Origin of the sequence: Nocardia sp. NPDC020380 (assembly GCF_044386975.1) — a bacterium.
Lineage (GTDB): Bacteria > Actinomycetota > Actinomycetes > Mycobacteriales > Mycobacteriaceae > Nocardia.
The window spans coordinates 95417-115268 of the sequence record NZ_JBIRVQ010000017.1 but is presented as its reverse complement, the minus strand read 5'-3'; the positions used below and the strand labels follow the sequence as shown (position 1 = coordinate 115268).

At 67.7% G+C, this 19852-nt stretch carries 20 protein-coding genes; 2 read left to right on the top strand and 18 right to left on the bottom strand.

Annotated elements, in window-relative coordinates; genetic code table 11:
• Positions 1–52: 52 nt before the first annotated feature.
• The 6 genes from ACH438_RS37990 to ACH438_RS37965 all read right to left on the bottom strand — a co-directional run bounded on the left by ACH438_RS37990 (position 53) and on the right by ACH438_RS37965 (position 6630).
• Positions 53–295, bottom strand: coding sequence for a helix-turn-helix domain-containing protein (locus ACH438_RS37990; RefSeq protein ID WP_397014693.1), 243 nt, complete (start codon positions 293–295; stop codon positions 53–55).
• 212 nt (positions 296–507) lie between these two features.
• Entirely contained in the window at positions 508–1329 is an 822-nt protein-coding gene (gene proC, locus ACH438_RS37985; protein ID WP_397014495.1) for a pyrroline-5-carboxylate reductase, read from the bottom strand.
• Between the two features lie 43 nt (positions 1330–1372).
• A complete protein-coding gene (locus tag ACH438_RS37980) occupies positions 1373–2269 on the bottom strand; it encodes a thioesterase family protein (protein ID WP_397014493.1) in 897 nt (298 codons plus the stop codon).
• A gap of 104 nt (positions 2270–2373) precedes the next feature.
• On the bottom strand, positions 2374–3297 hold the full coding sequence (locus ACH438_RS37975; RefSeq protein ID WP_397014491.1) for a sugar phosphate isomerase/epimerase family protein: 924 nt from the start codon (positions 3295–3297) through the stop codon (positions 2374–2376).
• A 13-nt stretch (positions 3298–3310) separates the two neighbouring features.
• The gene (locus tag ACH438_RS37970; protein ID WP_397014489.1) at positions 3311–5641 is read right to left on the bottom strand and encodes a hypothetical protein; all 2331 of its coding nucleotides are present in this window, start codon (positions 5639–5641) and stop codon (positions 3311–3313) included.
• The gene (locus ACH438_RS37965; RefSeq protein WP_397014487.1) at positions 5638–6630 is read right to left on the bottom strand and encodes a hypothetical protein; all 993 of its coding nucleotides are present in this window, start codon (positions 6628–6630) and stop codon (positions 5638–5640) included. The genes ACH438_RS37970 and ACH438_RS37965 overlap by 4 nt, the downstream gene beginning before the upstream one ends.
• 65 nt (positions 6631–6695) lie before the next feature.
• Here ACH438_RS37965 and ACH438_RS37960 point away from each other — a divergent pair, with 65 nt between their 5' ends.
• Positions 6696–7643, top strand: a complete 948-nt coding sequence (locus ACH438_RS37960; protein WP_397014486.1) for a hypothetical protein — start codon at positions 6696–6698, stop codon at positions 7641–7643.
• Positions 7644–7855: 212 nt separating this feature from the next.
• Positions 7856–8212 carry a hypothetical protein gene (locus tag ACH438_RS37955; protein ID WP_397014484.1) on the top strand — a complete coding sequence of 119 codons (357 nt, stop codon included), beginning with the start codon at positions 7856–7858 and terminating at the stop codon, positions 8210–8212.
• Between the two features lie 124 nt (positions 8213–8336).
• Here ACH438_RS37955 and ACH438_RS37950 read toward each other — a convergent pair whose 3' ends face one another.
• From ACH438_RS37950 to ACH438_RS37895, 12 genes are all read right to left on the bottom strand, one after another.
• On the bottom strand, positions 8337–9026 hold the full coding sequence (locus tag ACH438_RS37950) for a response regulator (RefSeq protein WP_397014482.1): 690 nt from the start codon (positions 9024–9026) through the stop codon (positions 8337–8339).
• Entirely contained in the window at positions 9023–10273 is a 1251-nt protein-coding gene (locus ACH438_RS37945; protein ID WP_397014480.1) for a sensor histidine kinase, read from the bottom strand. Before ACH438_RS37945 ends, ACH438_RS37950 begins: the two co-directional genes overlap by 4 nt.
• A gap of 323 nt (positions 10274–10596) precedes the next feature.
• On the bottom strand, positions 10597–11853 hold the full coding sequence (locus tag ACH438_RS37940; protein ID WP_397014478.1) for a CocE/NonD family hydrolase C-terminal non-catalytic domain-containing protein: 1257 nt from the start codon (positions 11851–11853) through the stop codon (positions 10597–10599).
• Positions 11835–12011 (bottom strand): CocE/NonD family hydrolase, encoded by a 177-nt coding sequence (locus ACH438_RS37935; protein WP_397014691.1) that lies wholly within the window; start codon positions 12009–12011, stop codon positions 11835–11837. Before ACH438_RS37935 ends, ACH438_RS37940 begins: the two co-directional genes overlap by 19 nt.
• A gap of 45 nt (positions 12012–12056) precedes the next feature.
• The gene (locus ACH438_RS37930; RefSeq protein ID WP_397014475.1) at positions 12057–12377 is read right to left on the bottom strand and encodes a type II toxin-antitoxin system PemK/MazF family toxin; all 321 of its coding nucleotides are present in this window, start codon (positions 12375–12377) and stop codon (positions 12057–12059) included.
• Positions 12367–12567, bottom strand: coding sequence for a hypothetical protein (locus ACH438_RS37925; RefSeq protein ID WP_397014473.1), 201 nt, complete (start codon positions 12565–12567; stop codon positions 12367–12369). Before ACH438_RS37925 ends, ACH438_RS37930 begins: the two co-directional genes overlap by 11 nt.
• Before the next feature lie 144 nt (positions 12568–12711).
• The gene (locus ACH438_RS37920; protein ID WP_397014471.1) at positions 12712–14769 is read right to left on the bottom strand and encodes a CocE/NonD family hydrolase; all 2058 of its coding nucleotides are present in this window, start codon (positions 14767–14769) and stop codon (positions 12712–12714) included.
• 232 nt (positions 14770–15001) lie between these two features.
• Positions 15002–15739: a phosphoglyceromutase gene (locus ACH438_RS37915; RefSeq protein ID WP_397014469.1), complete on the bottom strand. Its 738-nt coding sequence runs from the start codon at positions 15737–15739 to the stop codon at positions 15002–15004.
• Between the two features lie 34 nt (positions 15740–15773).
• Positions 15774–16661, bottom strand: coding sequence for an ROK family protein (locus tag ACH438_RS37910; RefSeq protein WP_397014467.1), 888 nt, complete (start codon positions 16659–16661; stop codon positions 15774–15776).
• A 94-nt stretch (positions 16662–16755) separates the two neighbouring features.
• A complete protein-coding gene (locus tag ACH438_RS37905) occupies positions 16756–17388 on the bottom strand; it encodes a YbjN domain-containing protein (RefSeq protein ID WP_397014465.1) in 633 nt (210 codons plus the stop codon).
• On the bottom strand, positions 17385–18812 hold the full coding sequence (mshA, locus tag ACH438_RS37900) for a D-inositol-3-phosphate glycosyltransferase (protein ID WP_397014463.1): 1428 nt from the start codon (positions 18810–18812) through the stop codon (positions 17385–17387). The genes ACH438_RS37905 and mshA overlap by 4 nt, the downstream gene beginning before the upstream one ends.
• 146 nt (positions 18813–18958) lie before the next feature.
• On the bottom strand, positions 18959–19783 hold the full coding sequence (locus ACH438_RS37895) for an alpha/beta fold hydrolase (protein WP_397014461.1): 825 nt from the start codon (positions 19781–19783) through the stop codon (positions 18959–18961).
• Positions 19784–19852: the final 69 nt, after the last annotated feature.

Below are 19852 nucleotides of genomic sequence, written 5' to 3'. Positions count from 1 at the left end.
AAAGCCCGTAACCAAAACGGGTGGTGCATCCACCGGCATGGACTACCCGGGCCTACCCCGCGTCGAAGTAGGAGGTTTCCAAGTAGTCGTGCACTGCCTTTGCGTGCACCCGGAAGGATCTGCCGACCCGCACCGCGGGCAGCTCACCGGAATGCACCAGGCGGTACACCGTCATTTTCGAAACGCGCATCAGATTCGCGACCTCGGCGACGGTGAGGAACTGTGTACCTCCGCCGATGACCGAGCTTGCGCTGACTGGGCTGTTTCCGGACCTCGCTTGGCTGTTTCCAGACATCATTGCGCCACTGACCTCCGGCACGTCCGCGCCGCCGGCTTCCCCACCGGCGGAACAGACACGCACGTGCTCCTTGAAGCTTAGCGGGACCAGTGGGATTGCTGCGACGGGTGTGAGAAATCAGCCTTTGCTGTGGCGAGTCGGGCTCCGGCAGCAAACTAGCAACCGGGCGGTATTTCCACGATGCGCGTCACAAACCCCCGCCGTCAACGTTAGTCGGCGGCACCCGCCAGTTCGGCGGAACGCGTTTTTGCGGCGTGCAATGCTTCGTGGAACGCCGAACGCACCGCGCCGCGCTCCAACTCCCGCACAGCGGCCGCGGTCGTCCCCGCGGGCGATGTGACGGCCGCGCGCAACTCCACGGCAGACTGACCGGACTCCTCCAGCAACGCCGCCGAGCCCAGGAACGTCTGCGTCACCAGCTGGGTGGCCACATCCCGGCTCAGGCCCACGCTCACCGCCGCGTCGATCATGGCCTCGACCACGAGGAAGAAGTACGCCGGGCCCGAACCCGAGACCGCGGTGACCGCGTCCAGCTGCGATTCGGACACCGTCACGACCTTGCCGACCGACTCCAGCACCTCGGTCACCAGAGCCAGCTGTTCCTTGCGGGCGTAGCGGCCGGGGGCGATGGCGCTCATGCCCTGGCCGACCAGCATCGGGGTGTTCGGCATGACGCGGACCACCGGGAAACCCGCGGGCAGCTTGGCCTCGAAACGCGAGGTCGGCACGCCCGCGGCCAGCGACACCAGCACGGTCTCCTGCTCGCCCTCACCGATATCGGCCTTGGCCAGCTCGGTCACCACGCTGTCCACGTCCTGCGGCTTGACGGCGATCACGACCAGATCGGCGCCCGCGACGGCATCGGCGACCGCATCGGTGACCCGCACCCCGAACCGCTCCCCGAGCAATTCGGCCCGCGCCGGTACCGCCTCGACCACCACCAGATCCTTGCTCGCCCGCCCGGATTCGAGCAGCCCGGCGAGCAATGCCTCCCCGATCCGTCCACCACCGACAACCGCAATCCTCGTCATAAGGGTCAAGGCTAGCGGCAGGCAGCAGCGACGGAACCAGGGGTTATTGCGCCTGCGGGATCAGGGCGAGCTGGCGGCTCTGGGCGACGAGGGCGCCGGTGGAGTCGATGACGAATTGGTCTTCGTCGAACATGCGGTTGCCCACCTCGCGGGCCACGGCGATGACGCGGAGCCAGCCGGGGGCGGGGCGGCGGCGGAGGTAGGTGGTGAGCTGAACCGTTGGGGCCCAGCCGAAGTGGCCGAGGTTCATGGGGACGGGCGGGGACATGTCGGCGGCCATCATGGCGAAGAAGGCGGACACGTCGGGGTCCTGCTCGTCACCGGCGAAGGGGCGAATCCACAGGCGCAGGCGGGGTTCCGATTTCTCGCCGGCCAGGAAGGTCGCCCAGGCCGGGTCGATGGCGACCGAAGCGCCTTGTGCCACATGGACGAGCTTGCCCATGGGGTTGCGCTCGTCGTAGGCGAGGGCGGTGGCGGGAGGCTCGGCGGGCATGTCGCCGGCGTGGTCCGCGGCGTAGGCCGGGGTGGCGTCGTCGAGGTGGCTGAACGTGAAGGCGGTGTGCACGAGGGTGCGGCCGTGCTGGATCAGGCTCACGTCGACGAGGCAGATCTGGCGGCCCGCCTTGCGGATCCGCACCTCGTATTCGACCGCGCCGGGATCCGGGGCGCCGAGGAAGTCGGAGCTGCCGGCGACGGGGAACATGGCGGCCCGCTCGGGTTCGGTGCGGCGCAGCCATTCGGTGGCGGCCGCGGCGCTGCCGGCGACCATGGTGCCGCCGTGCAGTTTGGGGCCGATGGTCCAGATCGGTTCGATGTGGCCGGCGTAGCGGCCGGTGCCGGGCGTCTCGGACCGCAGCTCGGCGAGTGCGCACACGCGGCTGAAGGGCGCGTCGCCCACGCCGCTCGGTCGTTCCAGATCGACGGTCGACTCCGATGTCATCCGCTGGGTCCTCTCCACTCGGTTTGTACAATGTACAAGCAGTGGCCTATAGCCAGCACCCGGTGGTGGGATGAATCACTGCCGACGCGGTTCGGCGCTTCCGATCAGCCGCGGCGCGCGCCCGTCGGCTCCGGCTCGGGGGTGAAGGTGAATCCGTTGAGGTGTTTGCGCGCGAAGACGAGCGCGCGGTTCAGCATGGCGGCGCGATCCATGGTGGTGCGGGCCATCTGAGTATTGATCTCGATGACCGCCTGACCGTCGAAACCGTTGCGGGTCAACGTTTCACAGAGTTCCGCGACCGGCTGCGTGCCCTCGCCGGGAACCAGGTGCTCGTCATTGGCGGCGCCGCGGCCGTCGGCCAGATGCAGGTGGGTGAGGCCCTTGCCCATGCGGGCGGCCAGGGCCAGCGGGTCCTGGCCGGCGGTCGCCGTATGCGAGGTGTCCAGGGTGTAGTGGCGGTAGCCGACATCCGTGGGGTCGTAGGACGGGCTGAAGGTGGTGATGGACGGGCCGGGCCCGCCACGCCGCTCCAGGCGCTGGATCGAACTGCCGCGGAACAGCGAATCCGCGCGCATCGGGAACATGTTCTCCACCGCCACCGCGACCGGGCTGCTGTGCTCGAGTTCCGCGACCTGCTTGGCGAAGCCGTCGGCGTAGCGCCGCTGCCAGCGGAACGGCGGATGCACCACCACGGTGGCCGCGCCCAGCGCCTCGGCGGTGTGCACGCTGCGGGTGAGTTTCGCGACCGGATCCGAGCCCCAGACCCGTTGCGAGATCAGCAGACACGGCGCGTGCACGGAAAGCACCGGCATGTCGTATTTGTGGGAGAAATGCTGGACGGTGGCAATGGACTGACTGGCCGGTTCGGCCCAGACCATCAATTCGATGCCGTCGAAACCCAGCTCGGCCGCATAGCGGAACGCGGCCTCGGTGTTCTCCGGATAGACCGACGCGGTGGAGAGCCCGATCCGGACTTCCGTTCCATCCGATCGGCTTTCGATGTTCGACCCCGGCGTACTGTTCCCCACTGCCGCTCCCTGCTCAGTTAGTACTGAGTAGAAAGGCTAGCGGTCCGAGCGTCACAAAGACGCCCACGACGACAGCAATCACAGTGCTGAAGATGTCATCGGTGCGCCGCAGCACCCGCACGAGTGCGACCAGACCCAGGATCACGATCATCGCCAGCGCCAGGGCAACCCACGGGAGCACTTCCCACATGCTCTCGAAACCCTTGAACAGCAACATGCCCGCGACCGCGGCGCCCACACTCTGGCCCGCCAGCACCATCCACTGCCGGCGATGATCGGCCTCGGTGACGGCCCGCTTGGCGGGACCGCGCTCGGCGCCGCGCGCGGGCACGTTACGAGCTCCGGTGCGCTGCTTCGGCTTCGGCTTGGCGGCCTGCTTCGCCCGCGTGGCCACCGCCGACAACCGGCCGGTGAGCGACGGGCGCGGCTCGTCGTCGTAGTCGTCGTCGTAGTCGTCGTGCTCGTCGTCCTCGTCGAGCGGCTCGTAGAAGTCGGTGAGGTGATCGTCCGGCTCCACGACGGCCGCGCCACGACGGCCGAAACCGCCGGACCGGCGTTTGCCACCGCGTCGCGAATCATGCTCGACGCGTTCGTCTCCGCGGTCGCGCGCATCCCGCAGCAGATCACCGGCAACCGTTTCACCGGAGACCAGCTGCTGATCGTCCTCGGCCAGCGTCCACGCGGCGGTCGGCACCGCCGCCTGCTCGCGGCGGTCACCATCGGGCGCGCCGTCCGGCGCCTGGGGTCTTCGCGCCGACCACGCGGGCAGGCCGCCGGGCGCGCCGTGCTGCACACCCGGACCGCCGTCACGATCGAGATCCGGGCCGCCGGGGCCGAAACGATCGTCGCGGCGCGGGTCACCGAAACCGGGACGCTCGTCGCGCCACTCGTCCTGGCGGGGCTGGGCCTCGGCCTGCCGCGCCTCCGCGTGCCTGCGCGCCGAACGGGACATCGGCGGGGCCGCGGCCGGGACCGGGTCGAAACCGGGACGCGAGCCGCGCACCGGCGCATCGGGTCCCGCACCGGGCGCCCACGCGGCGCTCGGGTCGAGGTACTGGGTGCGCGAGGCACTGTCGTCGGGCGCGCCGAGGCCGCCGAAGGGTCGCGGGCCATTGCCGTCCGCGCCCCCGAAACCGCCGGGAGCGCCATTGCCGGCGGGACCGCCGAAGGGCCGCGCGCCGTTGCCGTCCACCGGGCCGCCGAAGGCGCCGGGACCACCGGCATTCGGATCCCCGAAGGCGCGAGAAGCATTGTCCGCGCCGTTGGGACCACCGAAGCCACGCGACGCGTTGTCGGTGCCGCCGGGACCGCCGAAGGCACGGGAGGCGTTGTCGGTGCCGTTCAGGCCGGCGTACGGGCCTACGCCGTTGCCGCCCGGGCCGTTCGACGCACCGTAGGGGCCGAGGGCGTTGCCGCCGGGACCGTTCGCGGCGCCGTAGTGACCGTTGCCGCCCGCGCCGTTGGGGGCGCCGTAAGCGCCGGGAGCGTTGCCGTCCGGACCGCCGTAGGGGCGGGAGGCATTGGGGTCGGGGGCATTCGGGGCGCCGTACGGGTTGCCGTTGTCAGGGAGGCCGCCGAAGGGGAGGCCGCCGAACTGCGGGGCGTCGAGGGCGGGGCCGGAGTCGCCGCGGAAGGGGCGCACGTCGGTGGTGTCGTCGTCCGGGTCGAAGCGGCGGCGCCGGCCGCCCTCCTTGCGGGGCTGTTCGGGTGCGGGGCCGCCGAGACCGTCCAGATCGGACAGGGAGACATCGGAATCCAGGGGATCCGGCTTGCGGCGGCGGCCGCTGCGGGGTGTGGAACCGGACTGGCCGTTCGCCCCGGAGGCTCCGTCGAAGGGGGCGGAACGCCGGCCGCCGGGCTGGTTCTCGGCGGGCGGCCAGTCGACCCCACCGGACCTGTTGTACCCGGACGGCTCCGGTAGTGACAGCGCTTCGGGCTGCCCGCTGCCGGCCAGCGGGTCGTAGTACGAAATAGGCCCGGACAGTGGGGAATACGAAGGTTCGACAGCCGGCGCCGAATAGCCGGAATAGTCCGATTGCGCAGTGGAACCCGGCGCGGAATAGCCGGAATGATCCGAAAAGTTCGAGTAATCAGAATAATTCGAGAAGTTCGAATAGTCCGTTTCCGGCGAAGCAGGCGCGGACGCCGGCTCGGGCGGCTCCTCGTCCGCCGCGGCATGCGAGGACGATCCGGGCTTCACCACCGGAATATCTCCGGTCAGATCCGCGACGGAAATCCCACGGCCACTGCGGCGTCTGCGACCGCCGCCGCTCGGCGCCGAACCGGACTGCTGCCCGTTGCGCGCCAGAAGTTCGGCGACGGACAGCTGATTCTCTTCGGTCATCGAGACACCGTTTCGATCGGGCCCGTCAGGCCGCCGTTCGGGCCTCCGGCTATCGGTAAGCTATCCAAGTCGGTATCCAGTTTTCGCAAGATCAATCCCTCTCGCAGTGCCCAGGGACAGATTTCGAGCGTATCCAGCGACAGCGCCCGCATACTCGCCTCCGCGACCAGGGCCCCGGCCACCAACTGCTGTGACCGATCGGAACTTACGCCTTCCAATTCTGCCCGGTCCGCGGCTGTCATTCGAGATATGAACGCAATCAACTGCCGCAGGCCGGAACTGGTGAGGGTACGCCTCGCCCGGGGCCCCGCGGCAGAGGGGGCGGCACCGGTGAGACGCGCCAGGGAACGGAAGGTCTTGGACGTGCCGACGGCCAGATCCGGGCGGCCCAGCTCGAGCAGCTGCTTCGACGGCAGCACCAGTTCCGCGTCCAGCCAGTCCCGCAGGACCGCCACGCGACGTTTGCCCGGCGGATCGTGCCGCAGCCAGTCCCGGGTGAGCCGGCCCGCACCGAGTTGCAGTGAGAGAGCCACATCCGGATTCTCGTCCGCGCCGTTGCTCATCTCCAGCGATCCGCCGCCGATATCCAGATTCAGGATCCGGCCGGCGCTCCAGCCGTACCAGCGCCGCACCGCGAGGAAGGTGTGTCGAGCCTCATCGACACCGGAGAGCACCTGCAGGCTGACACCCGTCTCGGCGCGCACCCGGGCCAGCACCTCTTCCGAATTGGTCGCCTCGCGGACCGCGGATGTGGCGAACGCCATGAGTTCGATACATCCGGAAGTCTTTGCGATACTTGCGAATTCGGCCACAGTCGCGGTCAGGCGGGTGGCACCCTCCGACGTGATACGACCCTGGTCGTCCATGCTCTCCGACAGCCGTAACGTGGCCTTCGTCGAGCTCATAGGCATCGGGTGACCACCACGATGCGCGTCCACCACGAGCAGATGGACGGTATTGCTTCCCACATCGAGTACACCGAGACGCACAAGAACACGGTACTGGGTGCGTCACGTCTTCAGGCCAGGCGACTGAACTGTTAGCGTCACGCGATGTGACGGCAGGTGCATCCGCAAGTGGTCCGACCGGGCTGCGACCAGCGGCGAAGATCGACCCGGCTCCCGAGGTCGAACTCGACTTCCCGCGGGAGTGGATCGAGTTCGTAGATCCAGCTAATGACGAGCATTTGATAGCGGCCGATCTGACGTGGCTCTTGTCGCGCTGGACCTGCGTCTTCGGTACGCCCGCATGTCAGGGCATCATCGACGGACGCGAGAACGACGGCTGCTGCTCACACGGGGCGTTCCTCTCCGACGCCGAGGACGGCAAGAAGCTGGCCGCGGCTGTGAAAATGCTCACACCCGAGGACTGGCAGCTCATGCCGGAAGCCATGGACGACAAGGGCCGCGTCCGCAAGAAGCTCTATCTCGAAGAGGACGACCTCGACGACGAGCCCGCCCTGCGCACCCGGCGCTTCGACGGCGCGTGCATCTTCCTGAACCGTCCCGGCTTCGAGAACGGCATCGGCTGCTCGCTGCACACCATGGCGCTGCGCAAGGGCCTGGAACCGCTCACCGTGAAGCCCGAGGTGTGCTGGCAGCTGCCCATCCGCCGCACCCAGGAGTGGGTGGAACGGCCCGACGGCGTGGAGATCCTGCGCACCGCCATCGGCGAATACGACCGCCGCGGCTGGGGCCCCGGCGGCCTCGACCTGAACTGGTACTGCACCGGCTCCCCCGACGCGCACGTGGGCACCCGGCCCGTATGGGAGGCGTACGCGCCGGAACTCATCGAGCTGCTCGGCAAGCCCGCCTACGACGAGCTCGCCCTGCACTGCCGGCGCCGGCAGGGACTCGGCATCGTGGCCGTGCACCCCGCCACCGCCATCGCCGAGCAGAAAGCGGCGGCGGCGCAGGCGACCGAGACCCCGACCGCAAAGCGGCCCGCGCCGAAGAGCACGACGCGGACCACGTCCAAGGCGAAGATCGCGAGCAAGAAGTGAAAGGTGGCCAGAGCGACCGGCTCTGACCACCGAAAGACAAAGTGGACGGCAGGTGAATTCCTGCCGCACGCCGGCGGCATTCGAATCAGGCTGTACGAAACGCTGTTTCACGCGAGTTCGTATCCGGTGACCTCGCCGAGCGAGTGGCGGTGAGTATGCGTGACACCGTTTCGAAATTGCGAATTCATCGGAACGTGTTAGACATCCTGCCCATGATCAAGAAGACCCTCGCCGTCGCGGTCCTGGCCGCCGGTGCTGTCATCTCCATCGCCCCGCTCGCGAATGCCGATAGCCCCGACCCCACCCAATTCACGGACCGCACCGCCGATTTCGTGACGTACACCGATCCCGCCGCCCTGACTGCGCAGTCCGCCGGCAAGATGGTCATCATGAGCCCGTACGGCACCGGCCACACCATCGCCTGCCGCGGCAACGGTGCGGACGTGGCCTGGTACGGCTGCATGCAGCAGGACAACCCCGGTCTGGGCTGGCTGATCCTGGACAAGCAGACGCTGCCGAGCATCGGCGACGTTTGGGTCTACACGATGAAGTCGGACCCGAACGCCTGATACGGGTCACGCCGGACGCCGTGGGGGTGGCGGCAACACCCGGGGGATGTGAATTGCGGTCGGCGGCAACCTGAATCGCCCGCTTCGGACGTTCCGGAGCGGGCGATTTCGTTTTTCACTCGGCCTACGCCTCGAGCTTGTAGCCGAGGCCCCGGACCGTCACCAGATGTTCGGGCTTGGCCGGGTCGGACTCGATCTTGGAGCGCAGGCGCTTGACGTGGACGTCGAGAGTCTTGGTGTCGCCCACGTAGTCGGCGCCCCAGACGCGATCGATCAGCTGGCCCCGGGTGAGCACGCGACCCGAATTGCGCAGCAGGTATTCGAGCAGGTCGAATTCCTTGAGCGGCAGGGTCACCGCCTTGCCGTTCACCTGAACGGTGTGACGGTCGACGTCCATGCGGACCGGGCCCGCTTCCAGCACGCTGGTCTCGCCGCCGGTATCCGCCTCCTCCCCCGCGCCGCGGCGCAGCACCGCGCGGATGCGCGCGATGAGCTCACGCGAGGAGTAGGGCTTGGTGACGTAGTCGTCGGCGCCCAATTCCAGGCCGACCACCTTGTCGATCTCGCTGTCTCGCGCGGTCACCATGATGACCGGCACGCTGCCGCGAGCACGCAGTTGCTTGCACACGTCGGTGCCGCTCATGCCTGGCAGCATGAGGTCGAGCAAGACGATGTCCGCGCCGGCGCGGTCGAACTCGGCCAGGGCGGCCGGGCCGTCACCGACAACGGTGACCTCGAACCCCTCCTTGCGCAACAGGAACGCGAGCGGATCGGCCAGCGACTCCTCGTCCTCGACGATCAGCACACTCGTCATCGGGTTGCCTCCACACCGTTGGTTCTGGCCCGCCCGAGTGAGCGCGGGCCGTTATCTTTCTTGCCCGCCGTTGTGCCGGCGGGAAGTCTCTTGTCGCCCTGGCCGTTGGTGTCGGCCGGGTGGGACGGGATGCGCAGCGTGAACGTCGATCCGGTGCCCAGCTTGCTCCACAGGGTGATTTCCCCGTTGTGGTTGGCGGCCACATGCTTGACGATAGCCAGCCCGAGTCCGGTACCGCCGGTGGCGCGCGAGCGCGCCTTGTCGGCCCGGAAGAATCGTTCGAAGACGCGTTCCTGGTCTTCCTTGGCGATACCGATGCCGCGGTCGGTGACGGCGATGTTCACATAGCCGCCGCGCAGGGCCCGGCTCACCGAGACGTGCGAACCGCGCGGGGAGTACGCGATGGCGTTCTCCACCAGGTTCGACAGGGCCGTCACCAGCAGGGTCTGATCGCCCAGCACCTCGAGTTCGGAGGTGGCGTCGGTGCTGACCGTGATCCCGGCGGCCTCGGCGGCCGTACGCGACCGCTCGATGGCCTGATTGACCACGGTGTCCACGGGGACGGCCTCGAGCTCGGGCAGCTTCTCCGCGCCCTGCAGGCGGGAGAGCGCGATCAGCTCGGTGACCATCTTGCCCATGCGACGGGCCTCGCCGTGTAGGCGCTCACCGAAGTGCCGGACCGAGTCCGGGTCGTCGGCGGACTCCAGCAACGCCTCGGCCAACAGGCTCATGGCGCCGACCGGGGTCTTGAGTTCGTGGCTCACATTGGCCACGAAGTCGCGCCGGGTGGCCTCCATGCGGGCCTGCTCGGAATCGTCGTCGGCGAAGAGGACCACGAAGTTCGTGTTCTCCTGCGACAGCGGGCGAGCAACCCCTCGGACAGCGAGGCGGGCGCGGCCGGGCATGGGGATCTTGGCGGTCAGTTCGAATTCCACGTCGGTCCCGCCGGACAGCACCTGTTCGACCGCGGCCCAGGCGCGTTCGTCCAGCAGCCGGTCGTGCACCACGCCCAGTTCCTCGGCACGCGGGTTGACCAGCACGACATCGCGATACTGGTCCACGACGGCGATGCCCGACTCCGAGGCCAGCACGATCAGGTCCAGGACCTGCGACATGGTGAGGCCGGAATCGGCGGCGGCGCGCAGCCGCTCCTGCCGGGCATTGACATACGGAATGAGCAATCCGCCGACGGCCAGTCCTACTACGGCCGCCAGGACTGCCAAAAGCACGGCCTGTGGAACGCTCACACTTTGAATCGTACGGTTGCCGACGCCGGGGAAAACCCCGGGTGCAGGAAGTTTCACGCAGGTCACAGGCACTTCCACGGGTGTTGGCCCCGTGTTCACGCAGTGTTCGCCCTGGGGGTCGCCGCTGGTGAGCGGCCTTGCGGCAACCCTTTTCGAGGCCCCGGATCACTCCTTCGTACCACTCCGTAGGGCGCTGCGCACGGTGTCGCGGCGTGGTCCGGCCACGCTCCGGAATCGCGCCGGGAGGCAAGCGGATTCCGGCCACCGCAGGTCAGAGCATGCACGGAGACCGGCAACCCCAAGCCGTCGCAGCGACACATCAGCTATCTGCAGTCGGTCACCAGCCCGCGTTGCCGCGGACCGGCAGGTTGACGAAACTCGGCGCGGACGGGTCGAGCAGCAGGTGCTGCGGACGCAGCCCGGTGTCCACCAGGATGGCCAGCGGCGGCAGGCCCTTGGGGAAGTTGCCGGCGTAGACGTCCACGCGCAGGCGGGTGACCCGGTGCCAGGACGGCATCTACTCCCGGCACCTCGATATCCAAGCCGACAGGAACGCCGGGCACGGTGCGCGCCCGGGTGGAGAGCGACAGATCCGGGACCGGGTCGGTGCAGTCGCCGTTCGCCGCCCGGATGCTGCGGGATTCGTCGATCTTGCGCAGGGAGGCGACCAGCTGACCCGACGAGAGCGTCACCGAGCGGCCGTCCGGATAGACGTCGTTCACGGTCGTCACCCAGTAGCCGTCGGCAGCGTCCTGAACCGTATTGAGATGCACGGCGATCGGGCCGGAGATCGTGGTGGTGTCGGCGACCGGTGCGCTGGTGAAGATGAGGCCGTTGGATTCCCAGATGCGGGAGTCCTTACCGCAGGCATCGATGATCGAGACGATGCCGATGGTCTCCTGGGCGGCGTCCCGCGAGCAGAGACCGGTGAGTCCCGGTGCGACGGTGAGGGTATCGACGCCGTCGCCCGCGGCCGGGAACAGCGATCCGTCGTGCACGCTGCCGCCGCCGGTGCCGCGGACAGGTACATGCGCCGGTAGACGGCGTCCTCCGGCGGGAAGGTGGCGGCGGTGATCCAGCCCCTGTTCCTTCATGGTGATGGGCCCGAAGGTCTCGATGCCGTTGTCGATGTGCTCGAGCCACTTGTCGAACCAGGCGCGCTGCAGCACATCCATGCGCGGCGGCAGGACCGGCTGCCCGGATTCATTGCCATTGGAAATGCGGTAGCCGTCGCCGATCAGGATTTGTTTCTGCCCGGGCGGCAAGGGAATTCGCCGGTACACATCGGCCTGGGAGTTGACGAACACATCGTGCCAGCCACCGGAGATGAAGGTGGGCACGGTGATTTTCGCAGGATCGGTTTCCCACGATTGCCGGAAGGCACTGTCGGAATCGAGTAGCTGCTTGACCTTCGGGGTCAGGTTGTCGATATCGGGCTGGGTGAATATGTCGAGCAGCGCGTCCACGTAAGTGAAGGGATCGGCCAATCGGTCGGCGAGCCATTTCATGTCGAAGCGGCCCTGGATGAGTGACTGCAGATCCGGCACCAGCTTGCCGCCGTTCACCGCTGCCAGCCACATCGGCATGAACCCGGCGCCCACGCCGCCGCCGGGGGCGACGAGATCACGGAAGGGGTTGGGCCGGGCACGACCGGGAAGATGGCTTTCAGCGCGGGCGGGTTCTTCGCCGCGGCCTGCAACTGGTTGAGTCCGGAGTAGGAGACGCCGCCCGCACCTATCGCCGGTAGAACCCCGATAGGTGTGATCAGTGAGATGCGTTGTCACTAAAGGTCAAGGTATTCGCGGATGGCGGTCTCGAGACTGTCCATCTCTTCGCGAGTCAGATAACCGACCATGTCGTGAAGGTAGTCCGAGTCGATCGAACGCATCTGATCGACGAGCAGACGCGTTTCCCGACCATCGATATTGGCGGTCGGCCGAAATCGGGAGGGCTGAGCCGAGGTCGAGGTGGGCACTACCGTGACCATGGTCCAATTCGTTTGCGAGAGCACGATTCCCAGCCGTCGACCGCGCTGTTCGTGACCTCTTTTACTGTCTCCCAAATCGATTCGATATACGCCACCACGCAGCATGTCACCACGCATCCGGTTCATCGTTCAGGTTTTCACCGCTGGCCATGATCGCGTCGGCGTCGGCCTGAATCTGCCGCTGAGCTTCCCGACGCTGCAGGGCATCCAGCGCCCGGCGCAGTACATCGGAATTGGATTCACCGTCGTGACGCAGGGACTCGAGTAGTTCGGTGTCGTGAGCAGTTGCCCTGAATCCGATCGTCATACAGCTAGTTTAACATATGTACAACAGGGCGTGGGGTGCTCGTGCTCGCCCCTCCAGCGGCACTTGGAGTTCTTGCAACGAAGAAACCCCGGGTGTGCACGCCGTTGTGCACACCCGGGGCGTATCAGGCCCGGTGGGGCGGTATCACCAGCCGGTGCGACCGCGGACCGGGATATTCACATAGCTCGGGTTGTTCGGATCCAGCTGCACATGCTCCGGCTTCAGGCCGGTGTCCACGAGCATGGGCAGGATGGGCAGGCCCTTCGGGAAGTTGCCGGCGAAGACGTCGACGCGCAGGCGGTGGCCCGGCTGCAGGACGGCCTCGGTGGCGCCGAGGGCGATATCGAGGGTGGTGGCCTCACCGGGGACGGTCAGCTGCCGCTTGTCCAGGGAGGTGAACGCGCGCGGGTCGGTGTAATCGCCCTTGCTGTCGCGACTGCTGTGGTCCTCGTCGACCTGCCGCAGCGAGGCCATGAGCTGGCCGGAGGTCAGCACCGTGGACTGACCGTCGGGAGCGACATCGTTGACCGTCACGGTCCAGTACCCGTCGGCGGCGTCCTGAACGGTATTGAGGTGCACCGCGACCGGGCCGGAGATGGTGGTGGTCTCGGCGACCGGTGCGCTGGTGAAGGTGAGTGCATTGGACTCGGCGATGCGGGAGTCCTTGGCGCACACGTCGATCAGGTTCAGCACACCCGCCGTGGCCTGGGCGGCGTCGTTGGAGCAGATGGCGGTCAGGCCGGGCGCGACGGTGAGGCTGTCGTTGTCGCCGTTGGCGTCACCGGTGAGCGAGCCGTCGTAGACGCTGTTCGCGGTGCCGGAACGCTGCGAGGACAGGTACATGCGGCGGTGATCGGCGGCCTCGGAAGCCGGTGCGCTGGGGCCGAATCCGCCTTGGGTGGTCCAGCCGCCGCCCTGCTGGCGCAGGGTCACCGGGCCGTAGGTGTCGATGCCGTTGTCGATGCCCTTGAGCCACTTGTCGAACCAGGCGCGCTGCAGCACGTCCAGGCGCGGCGGGCCGCCGGGGCGGTTGACGTCGGCGCCCGAGGTGACGTGGTAGGTGTCGCCCATGAGCAGCTGCTTCTGGCCCGGGGGCAGCGGAATCTGGTTGTAGATCTTGGATTCCGAGTAGGTGAAGAGGTCGTGCCAGCCGCCGGTGACGAAGGTCGGCGTGGTGATCCTGCTGGGATCGCCGAGCCAGTCCTTCCGCTCACTGGTGAAGTCGGACAGCATCTGCTTCACGCGCGGGTCCAGCTGATCCATAGTGGTGCTGGTGTACGCGGACATCAGGACGTCGAGGTAGGTGAACGGGTCCGCGGTGCGGTCCTGCAACCACTTGAAGTCGAAGGCGCCCTTGGCGATCGAGGCCAGGTCCGGCACCCACTTGAGGCCGTTGATGGCGCCCAGCCAGAGCGGGATGAAGTTGAAGCCGAAGCCGCCGCCGGGTGCGAGCACGTCGTCGATGAGGTCGCTGCCGGGCACGATGGGGAAGATGGCCTTCAGCGCCGGCGGATTCTGCTCCGCCGCCTGCACCTGGTTGATGGCCGAGTAGGACAGGCCGTTCATGCCGACCTTGCCGTCCGACCACGACTGCTTCGAGGCCCAGTCGATGGTCTCGACGGTGTCCTGCTGCTCGCGGCCGCGCAGCATGTCCCACTGGCCCTGCGAGAAACCGGTACCGCGCACATCCACGACGACCTGCGTGTAACCGGACTTGATCAGCTGACGGTCGACGGAGAAGTTGCGGAGTTCGCCGTTGCCCGCCGCATTGAGCAGTTCACCGAAACCGGTGAGCGGCGTGCCGTCCAAGCGGATGTTCCGGAAGACATTGAGCAGCGCGTCCGACAGGCCCGGGATGGAGAAGGCCGAGTCGGCGAGGTTCGACACCAGCTTGGTGTAGGGCGTCATATTGACGATCGCCGGCGTCGGGGCGTCGATGGCCCGGCCCGATGCGTCGGCAGGACGGTAGACATTCGCCTTGAGCACGGTGCCGTCGCTCATGGTGATCGGCACGTCCCATTGAATGGCGACGTTCGGGTACTGCTGCTGACCGTCTTCGGCGGCGGTCCAGGCCGCGCCGGCCGCACCACCGTCGGGGCCCGTGGGCCGGGGCGCCGCATCGGCCTTCGCCATGGTGGCGGTCAGGGGAAGGAGCAGAGCGGCCGCGGCGACAATGCCGGTGACCCGTAGCGCGTGCTTCATCGAACGTGATCTACCTCTCGCTGACAACAACGATCGAGAGCATATCTACTCCGCAGTAAGTTGCAAACCCCGGTTACACATAAATCAATTAAACGAGCAATAGTTCGGCAAATTCGATTGCGGCACAATGAAATACCCTACGGTGCCGTACTGAGACCCATATCACAACGGCTTTCGGGCAAAATAAAAGCGCCGCGACCGAATAACGGCCGCGGCGCTTTTCCGAAACTTGTTACTTTCCACCCTGATTCGCCACCGCGGCGGCGCCGGCGGCAGCGGCCTCGGGGTCCAGGTACTCACCCTTGCCGATCGGGCGCAGGTTCTCGTCCAGCTCGTACTTGAGCGGGATGCCGGTGGGGATGTTCAGCTCGGAGATCTCCTCGTCCGAGATGTTCTCCAGATGCTTCACCAGCGCGCGCAGCGAATTACCGTGCGCCGCAACGAGAACGACCTTGCCCGCGCGCACGTCCGCGGCAATGGTGTCCTCCCAGTACGGGACCATGCGCGCGACGACGTCCTTCAGGCATTCGGTGCGCGGCACCTCGATGCCGGCGTAACGCGGGTCGCCGTCCTGGCTGTACTCGGAGTCGAGCGCGATGGGCGGCGGCGGGGTGTCGTAGCTGCGACGCCACAGCATGAACTGCTCGTTGCCGTACTGCTGCTTGGTCTGGGCCTTGTCCTTGCCCTGCAGATCGCCGTAATGCCGCTCGTTCAAGCGCCAATCGCGAACCACCGGAATCCAGTGCCGATCGGCGGCGTCGAGCGCATTGTTGGCGGTGCTGATCGCGCGGCGCAGCAACGAGGTGTAGACCACATCCGGGAGAATGCCGTGCTCGGCCAGCAATTCACCGGCGCGCCTGCCCTCGGCCACACCCTTGGCGGTCAAATGCACGTCCACCCAGCCGGTGAACAGATTCTTCTCGTTCCACTCGCTCTCGCCATGGCGCAGCAATACCAGGGTGTACGTCATGGCCCACATCTTCCCACGTGCGATTTTTCCGGTTTCAGGCTGGTTGGGTGGCCAGGAGGGCGGCGCCGGCGAGGGTCGCCTGGTCCGTCAATTCCGAAGGGACCACGCGGAGTTCGCGGAGGAAGGTGAGGCGGGCGTGCGCCGCGGCGGCCTCCCGCAGCGGCTTCCACAGGGGTTCGCCGGACTGCGCGAACCCGCCGCCGACCACCACCAGATCGGTATCCAGCAGGGCCGCCGCGGAGGCGATGGCCGTACCCAGCGCGGTGCCGGCGCGGGCCATGGTCTCCAGGGCGATGGGGTCGTCGGCATGCGCGGCCGCGGCGAGCTCGACGCCCGTCTCACCCTCCCAGCCGTGCCGGCGGGCCCAGCGCACCGAGGACTTTCCGCTGGCCACGGCCTCCAGGCAACCGAATCCGCCGCAGGCGCAGGGCTCCTCGTTACCGGGGACGATGATGTGACCGATGTGGCCGCCGTTACCGGTGCGGCCCATGACCACTCGGCCGTCGGAGATCACGCCGCCGCCGACACCGGACGAAACGGTCAAGGCGAGGACGTTCGACACCCCGCGCGCCGCACCCAGGCGCTGTTCGGCCAGCACCAGGCAGACACCGTCGATGGCGAAACGAATCGCGGCCTGCGGGAACAGTTTCTGCACCGCGTCCACAATGCGGAAACCGGCGGCCCATTCCGGAATATTGAGCGGACCGGTCACGCCCGAGGGCACATCCACCGGGCCCGCCGAACCGATTCCGACCGCGGTGACCTCGGCGTCCGAGGCCACCTCTTCCAGCAAACCGCGGCAGGCCGCCCAGACACCCGTTTCCGGGACCGGAACGCGGCGCACGTCACGAACGCTGCCGTCCGAATCGGCGATTCCCGCAGCGAATTTCGTTGCTCCGATATCCAGTGCAATAGCCACCACAGGCGCAGCCTATCCCGTCGCGAGCGCTCAGCCAGAGGATTGCCCGACCGGATCGGGTCCCAGGAGAAAGTCGGTCTATGCCCGACTGCGCGTTCTACTTTTGAGAGCCCGTGGGGAACCCTGGTGTCCCATCAACCGGCATCGCGGCCTCGACGAGGTGCTCGAATGCGCGGAGATTCTTCAGTGATTCGCCGCGGGAGACGCGCCACTTCCATTCCTTGCGAATGGATTCCGCGAAACCCAGTTCGAGCAGGGTGTTGAAATCGGCGTCCACGGCCTCGAGGATCTGGCCGAACCAGTGGTCGAGTTCATCGGCGGTCACGCAGTGATTGGCCATGCGGCCGACCAGATAGATGTCGCCGACCCGGTCGATGGTGTAGGCCACGCCGTAGAGGCGGCGATTGCGGCGCAGCAGGAACTTGTAGACGCCCTCGAAGTTCTCGTCCGGTTTACGGCAGACGAAGGACTCCATGCGGGTGCCGTGCTTGCCGACGGTGACACCGATGACGGTCTTGAGTTTGCGTTCCCCGGGCAGCACCACCACGAACAGGTCGGGGGCGTCGCGGGTGTATTCGATCTCGCGTTCGCGCAGCGTTTCCTCGATGAGTTGCGCTGTGGCGCGGGAGGTTTCGTCGTTCAGGCCGCCGCTGCTCTCGTGCGGGCGGGGCGTCCATTCGGCGACCGAGCTGATATCGCCCGGCTCACTCGAAACCTCTGCATCGCTCATCGGAGCACGACTCCCGTCCGCCGCCGCCGTGCCGGCTCGAGTTCCCCATGTTTTCCCCACGGGCTCCCACCAGGACGGGTCAGCGATCTGGCCTGATTGCTGTCGTTGTGCACGCTACCGGCGCGGCCCGGATGGGTGTGCGGGCGGGACAGCGCGGCGGCATAACTGTCCAGCAGGCCGTCGGCGGTGTGACCCCAGGAGAAGTTGGCGGCGTGCTCGACCGCTTCCGCGCCCATGAGCCGCAGGCGATCCGGATCGTCCAGCAGGGAATGCAGGGCGGCGGCCCAGACCGGAGTCCGGTGGCCGGGGACCAGCAGGCCGGAGACGCCGTCGCGGACGGCGGTGCTCAGCCCGCCCACATCGGCGGCCAGCACCGGGGTGCCGCTGGCCTGCGCCTCGATGGCGACCAGGCCGAAGGATTCGTTGTAACTGGGCACCGCGACCAGGTCCGCGGCGCGGTACACCTGCACGAGGCGGTGCTGCGGCTGCGGGGGCAGGAAGGTGACGCGATCGGAAATGCCGAGCGCGGAAGCCAATTCGATCAAGGCGTCCGGGCGCTTCAGCCCGCTGCCCGAGGGGCCGCCGACGATGAGCACGCGCAGCGGGCGCTGCGGCGGGTACGGCTGCGCGGCCTCCTCGGCGAGGACCTGCGCGGCGGCGCGGATCAGGACGTCGGGGGCCTTCAACGGCTGGATGCGGCCCACGAACGCGACGATGCGCTCGTCCTGGGACAGGCCCAGTTCGGCGCGGGCGGCGGCACGGTCACCGGGCCGGTAGCGGGTCAGATCGGCGCCCGGTAGCACCACGTCGATGCGGTCCGGGTCGGCGCCGTACAGCTCGACGAGTTGCCGGGCCTCCTCGGCGGTGTTCGCGACCAACCGGTCGGCCTCGGCGACGATCTGCTTCTCACCAATCTCCCGCGCGGCGGGCTCGGGACAGTCGCCCTCGGCGAGGTAGGCGTTCTTGACCGCGGCCAGGGTGTGCGCGGTGTGGACCATCGGCACCCGCCAGCGGTCCCGGGCCAGCCAGCCGACCTGACCGGACAGCCAATAGTGCGAGTGGATGAGGTCGTAGTGGCCGGGCAGGTTCCGGGCCTCGGAACGCAGCACTTCGGCGGCGAACGGGCACAGCTGGGTGGGCAGATCGTGCTTGTCGAGACCCTCGAAGGGGCCCGCCACGACATTGCGGACCAGGACGCCGGGCGCGGCCTCGACCACGGGTTCGTCGTTGGAGGAGGTGGCGCGGGTGAAGATCTCCACCTCGGTGCCGCGTTTGGCCAGTTCGATGGCCGTTTGCAGCACGTAGACGTTCATGCCGCCCGCATCACCGGTACCCGGTTGGGCGAGTGGGGAGGTATGCACCGATAGCACGGCAATCCGATCGGGCCGTCGGTCGGCGCTGAGACTCACCACTCCAGTGTGCATGGATGCTTCAACAGTCCATGCATGGGTTACCTTCCCAAGTGAGGTCGATCACAACAACTCTCGCAGTTCTCAGGGGCTTCACCCCCGACCCCCCCGGAGCGCGAAAGCGCGTGGAGCTCAGGGGTCTTGGGCGCACGCCGCGGCGCTCAGTGCAGGTCCTCCACGAATGCGGTGACCTCGGCCACGAAGCGCGCCGGATCCTCGATGAACAGGCCGTGCAAGGAGCCTTCCCAGAAGGACGTCCGGGCATTGGGGACGGTCTCCGCGATGTAGCGGCCGTTGTCGATCTGCACGACCGGGTCCGCGGTGCCGTGCAGGACCAGGACCGGGACATCGAGGGTGCGCAGCATCTCGGTGTTGTCGACCGTGCGGTAGAAGAGGGCCTTGCGCACGCGCGGGCGGGTGGCGAGGCTGCCGCCGAACAGGCGCTGCGCGTCCTCACCCTTGTCGTGGCCGGGACCGGTATTGGCATTGCCGAAGGCCGCGAAACCGCGGTTCGCGTGGCCGGCGCTGTCGGAGAAGACATCGGGGATGGCCTTCTGCATGGCCGGGCCGGTGACCGCGCCCGGGACGTCGCGGCCGATATTGGCCTGCGAGCCCGTATAGATGACGCCCGCGACCGCGCCGGTGCCGTAAGCCGTCAGGTAGTCGCTGAGCACGATGCCGCCGTAGGACCAGCCGAGCAGGACCGCGCCGGAGGTGATGCCCTCGGCCGCGAGGACCGCCGCGATATCGGCCGCCCAGTTCTTCGGATCGTCGTAACCGGATTCCGGAGCGTCGGAGTAGCCGTGGCCGCGCAGATCGACCGCGATCACCCGGTACCGCTCGGCGAGGTCGTCGGCCGCCTGTCCCCAGTTGCGCAGGTTGCCCGCCCAGCCGTGCAGCAGGACCAGCGGTCGCGCGCCCTCCGGACCGGTGACCCGGTAAACGATGGTGGTTCCGTCCGCACTCGCCGCTTCCCTGATAGCCATACGACCGAGGCTATCCGTCGGCGCAAACCGAAAGCGCGCCCCGCCGCCGGTACCGGCGGCGGGGCGACG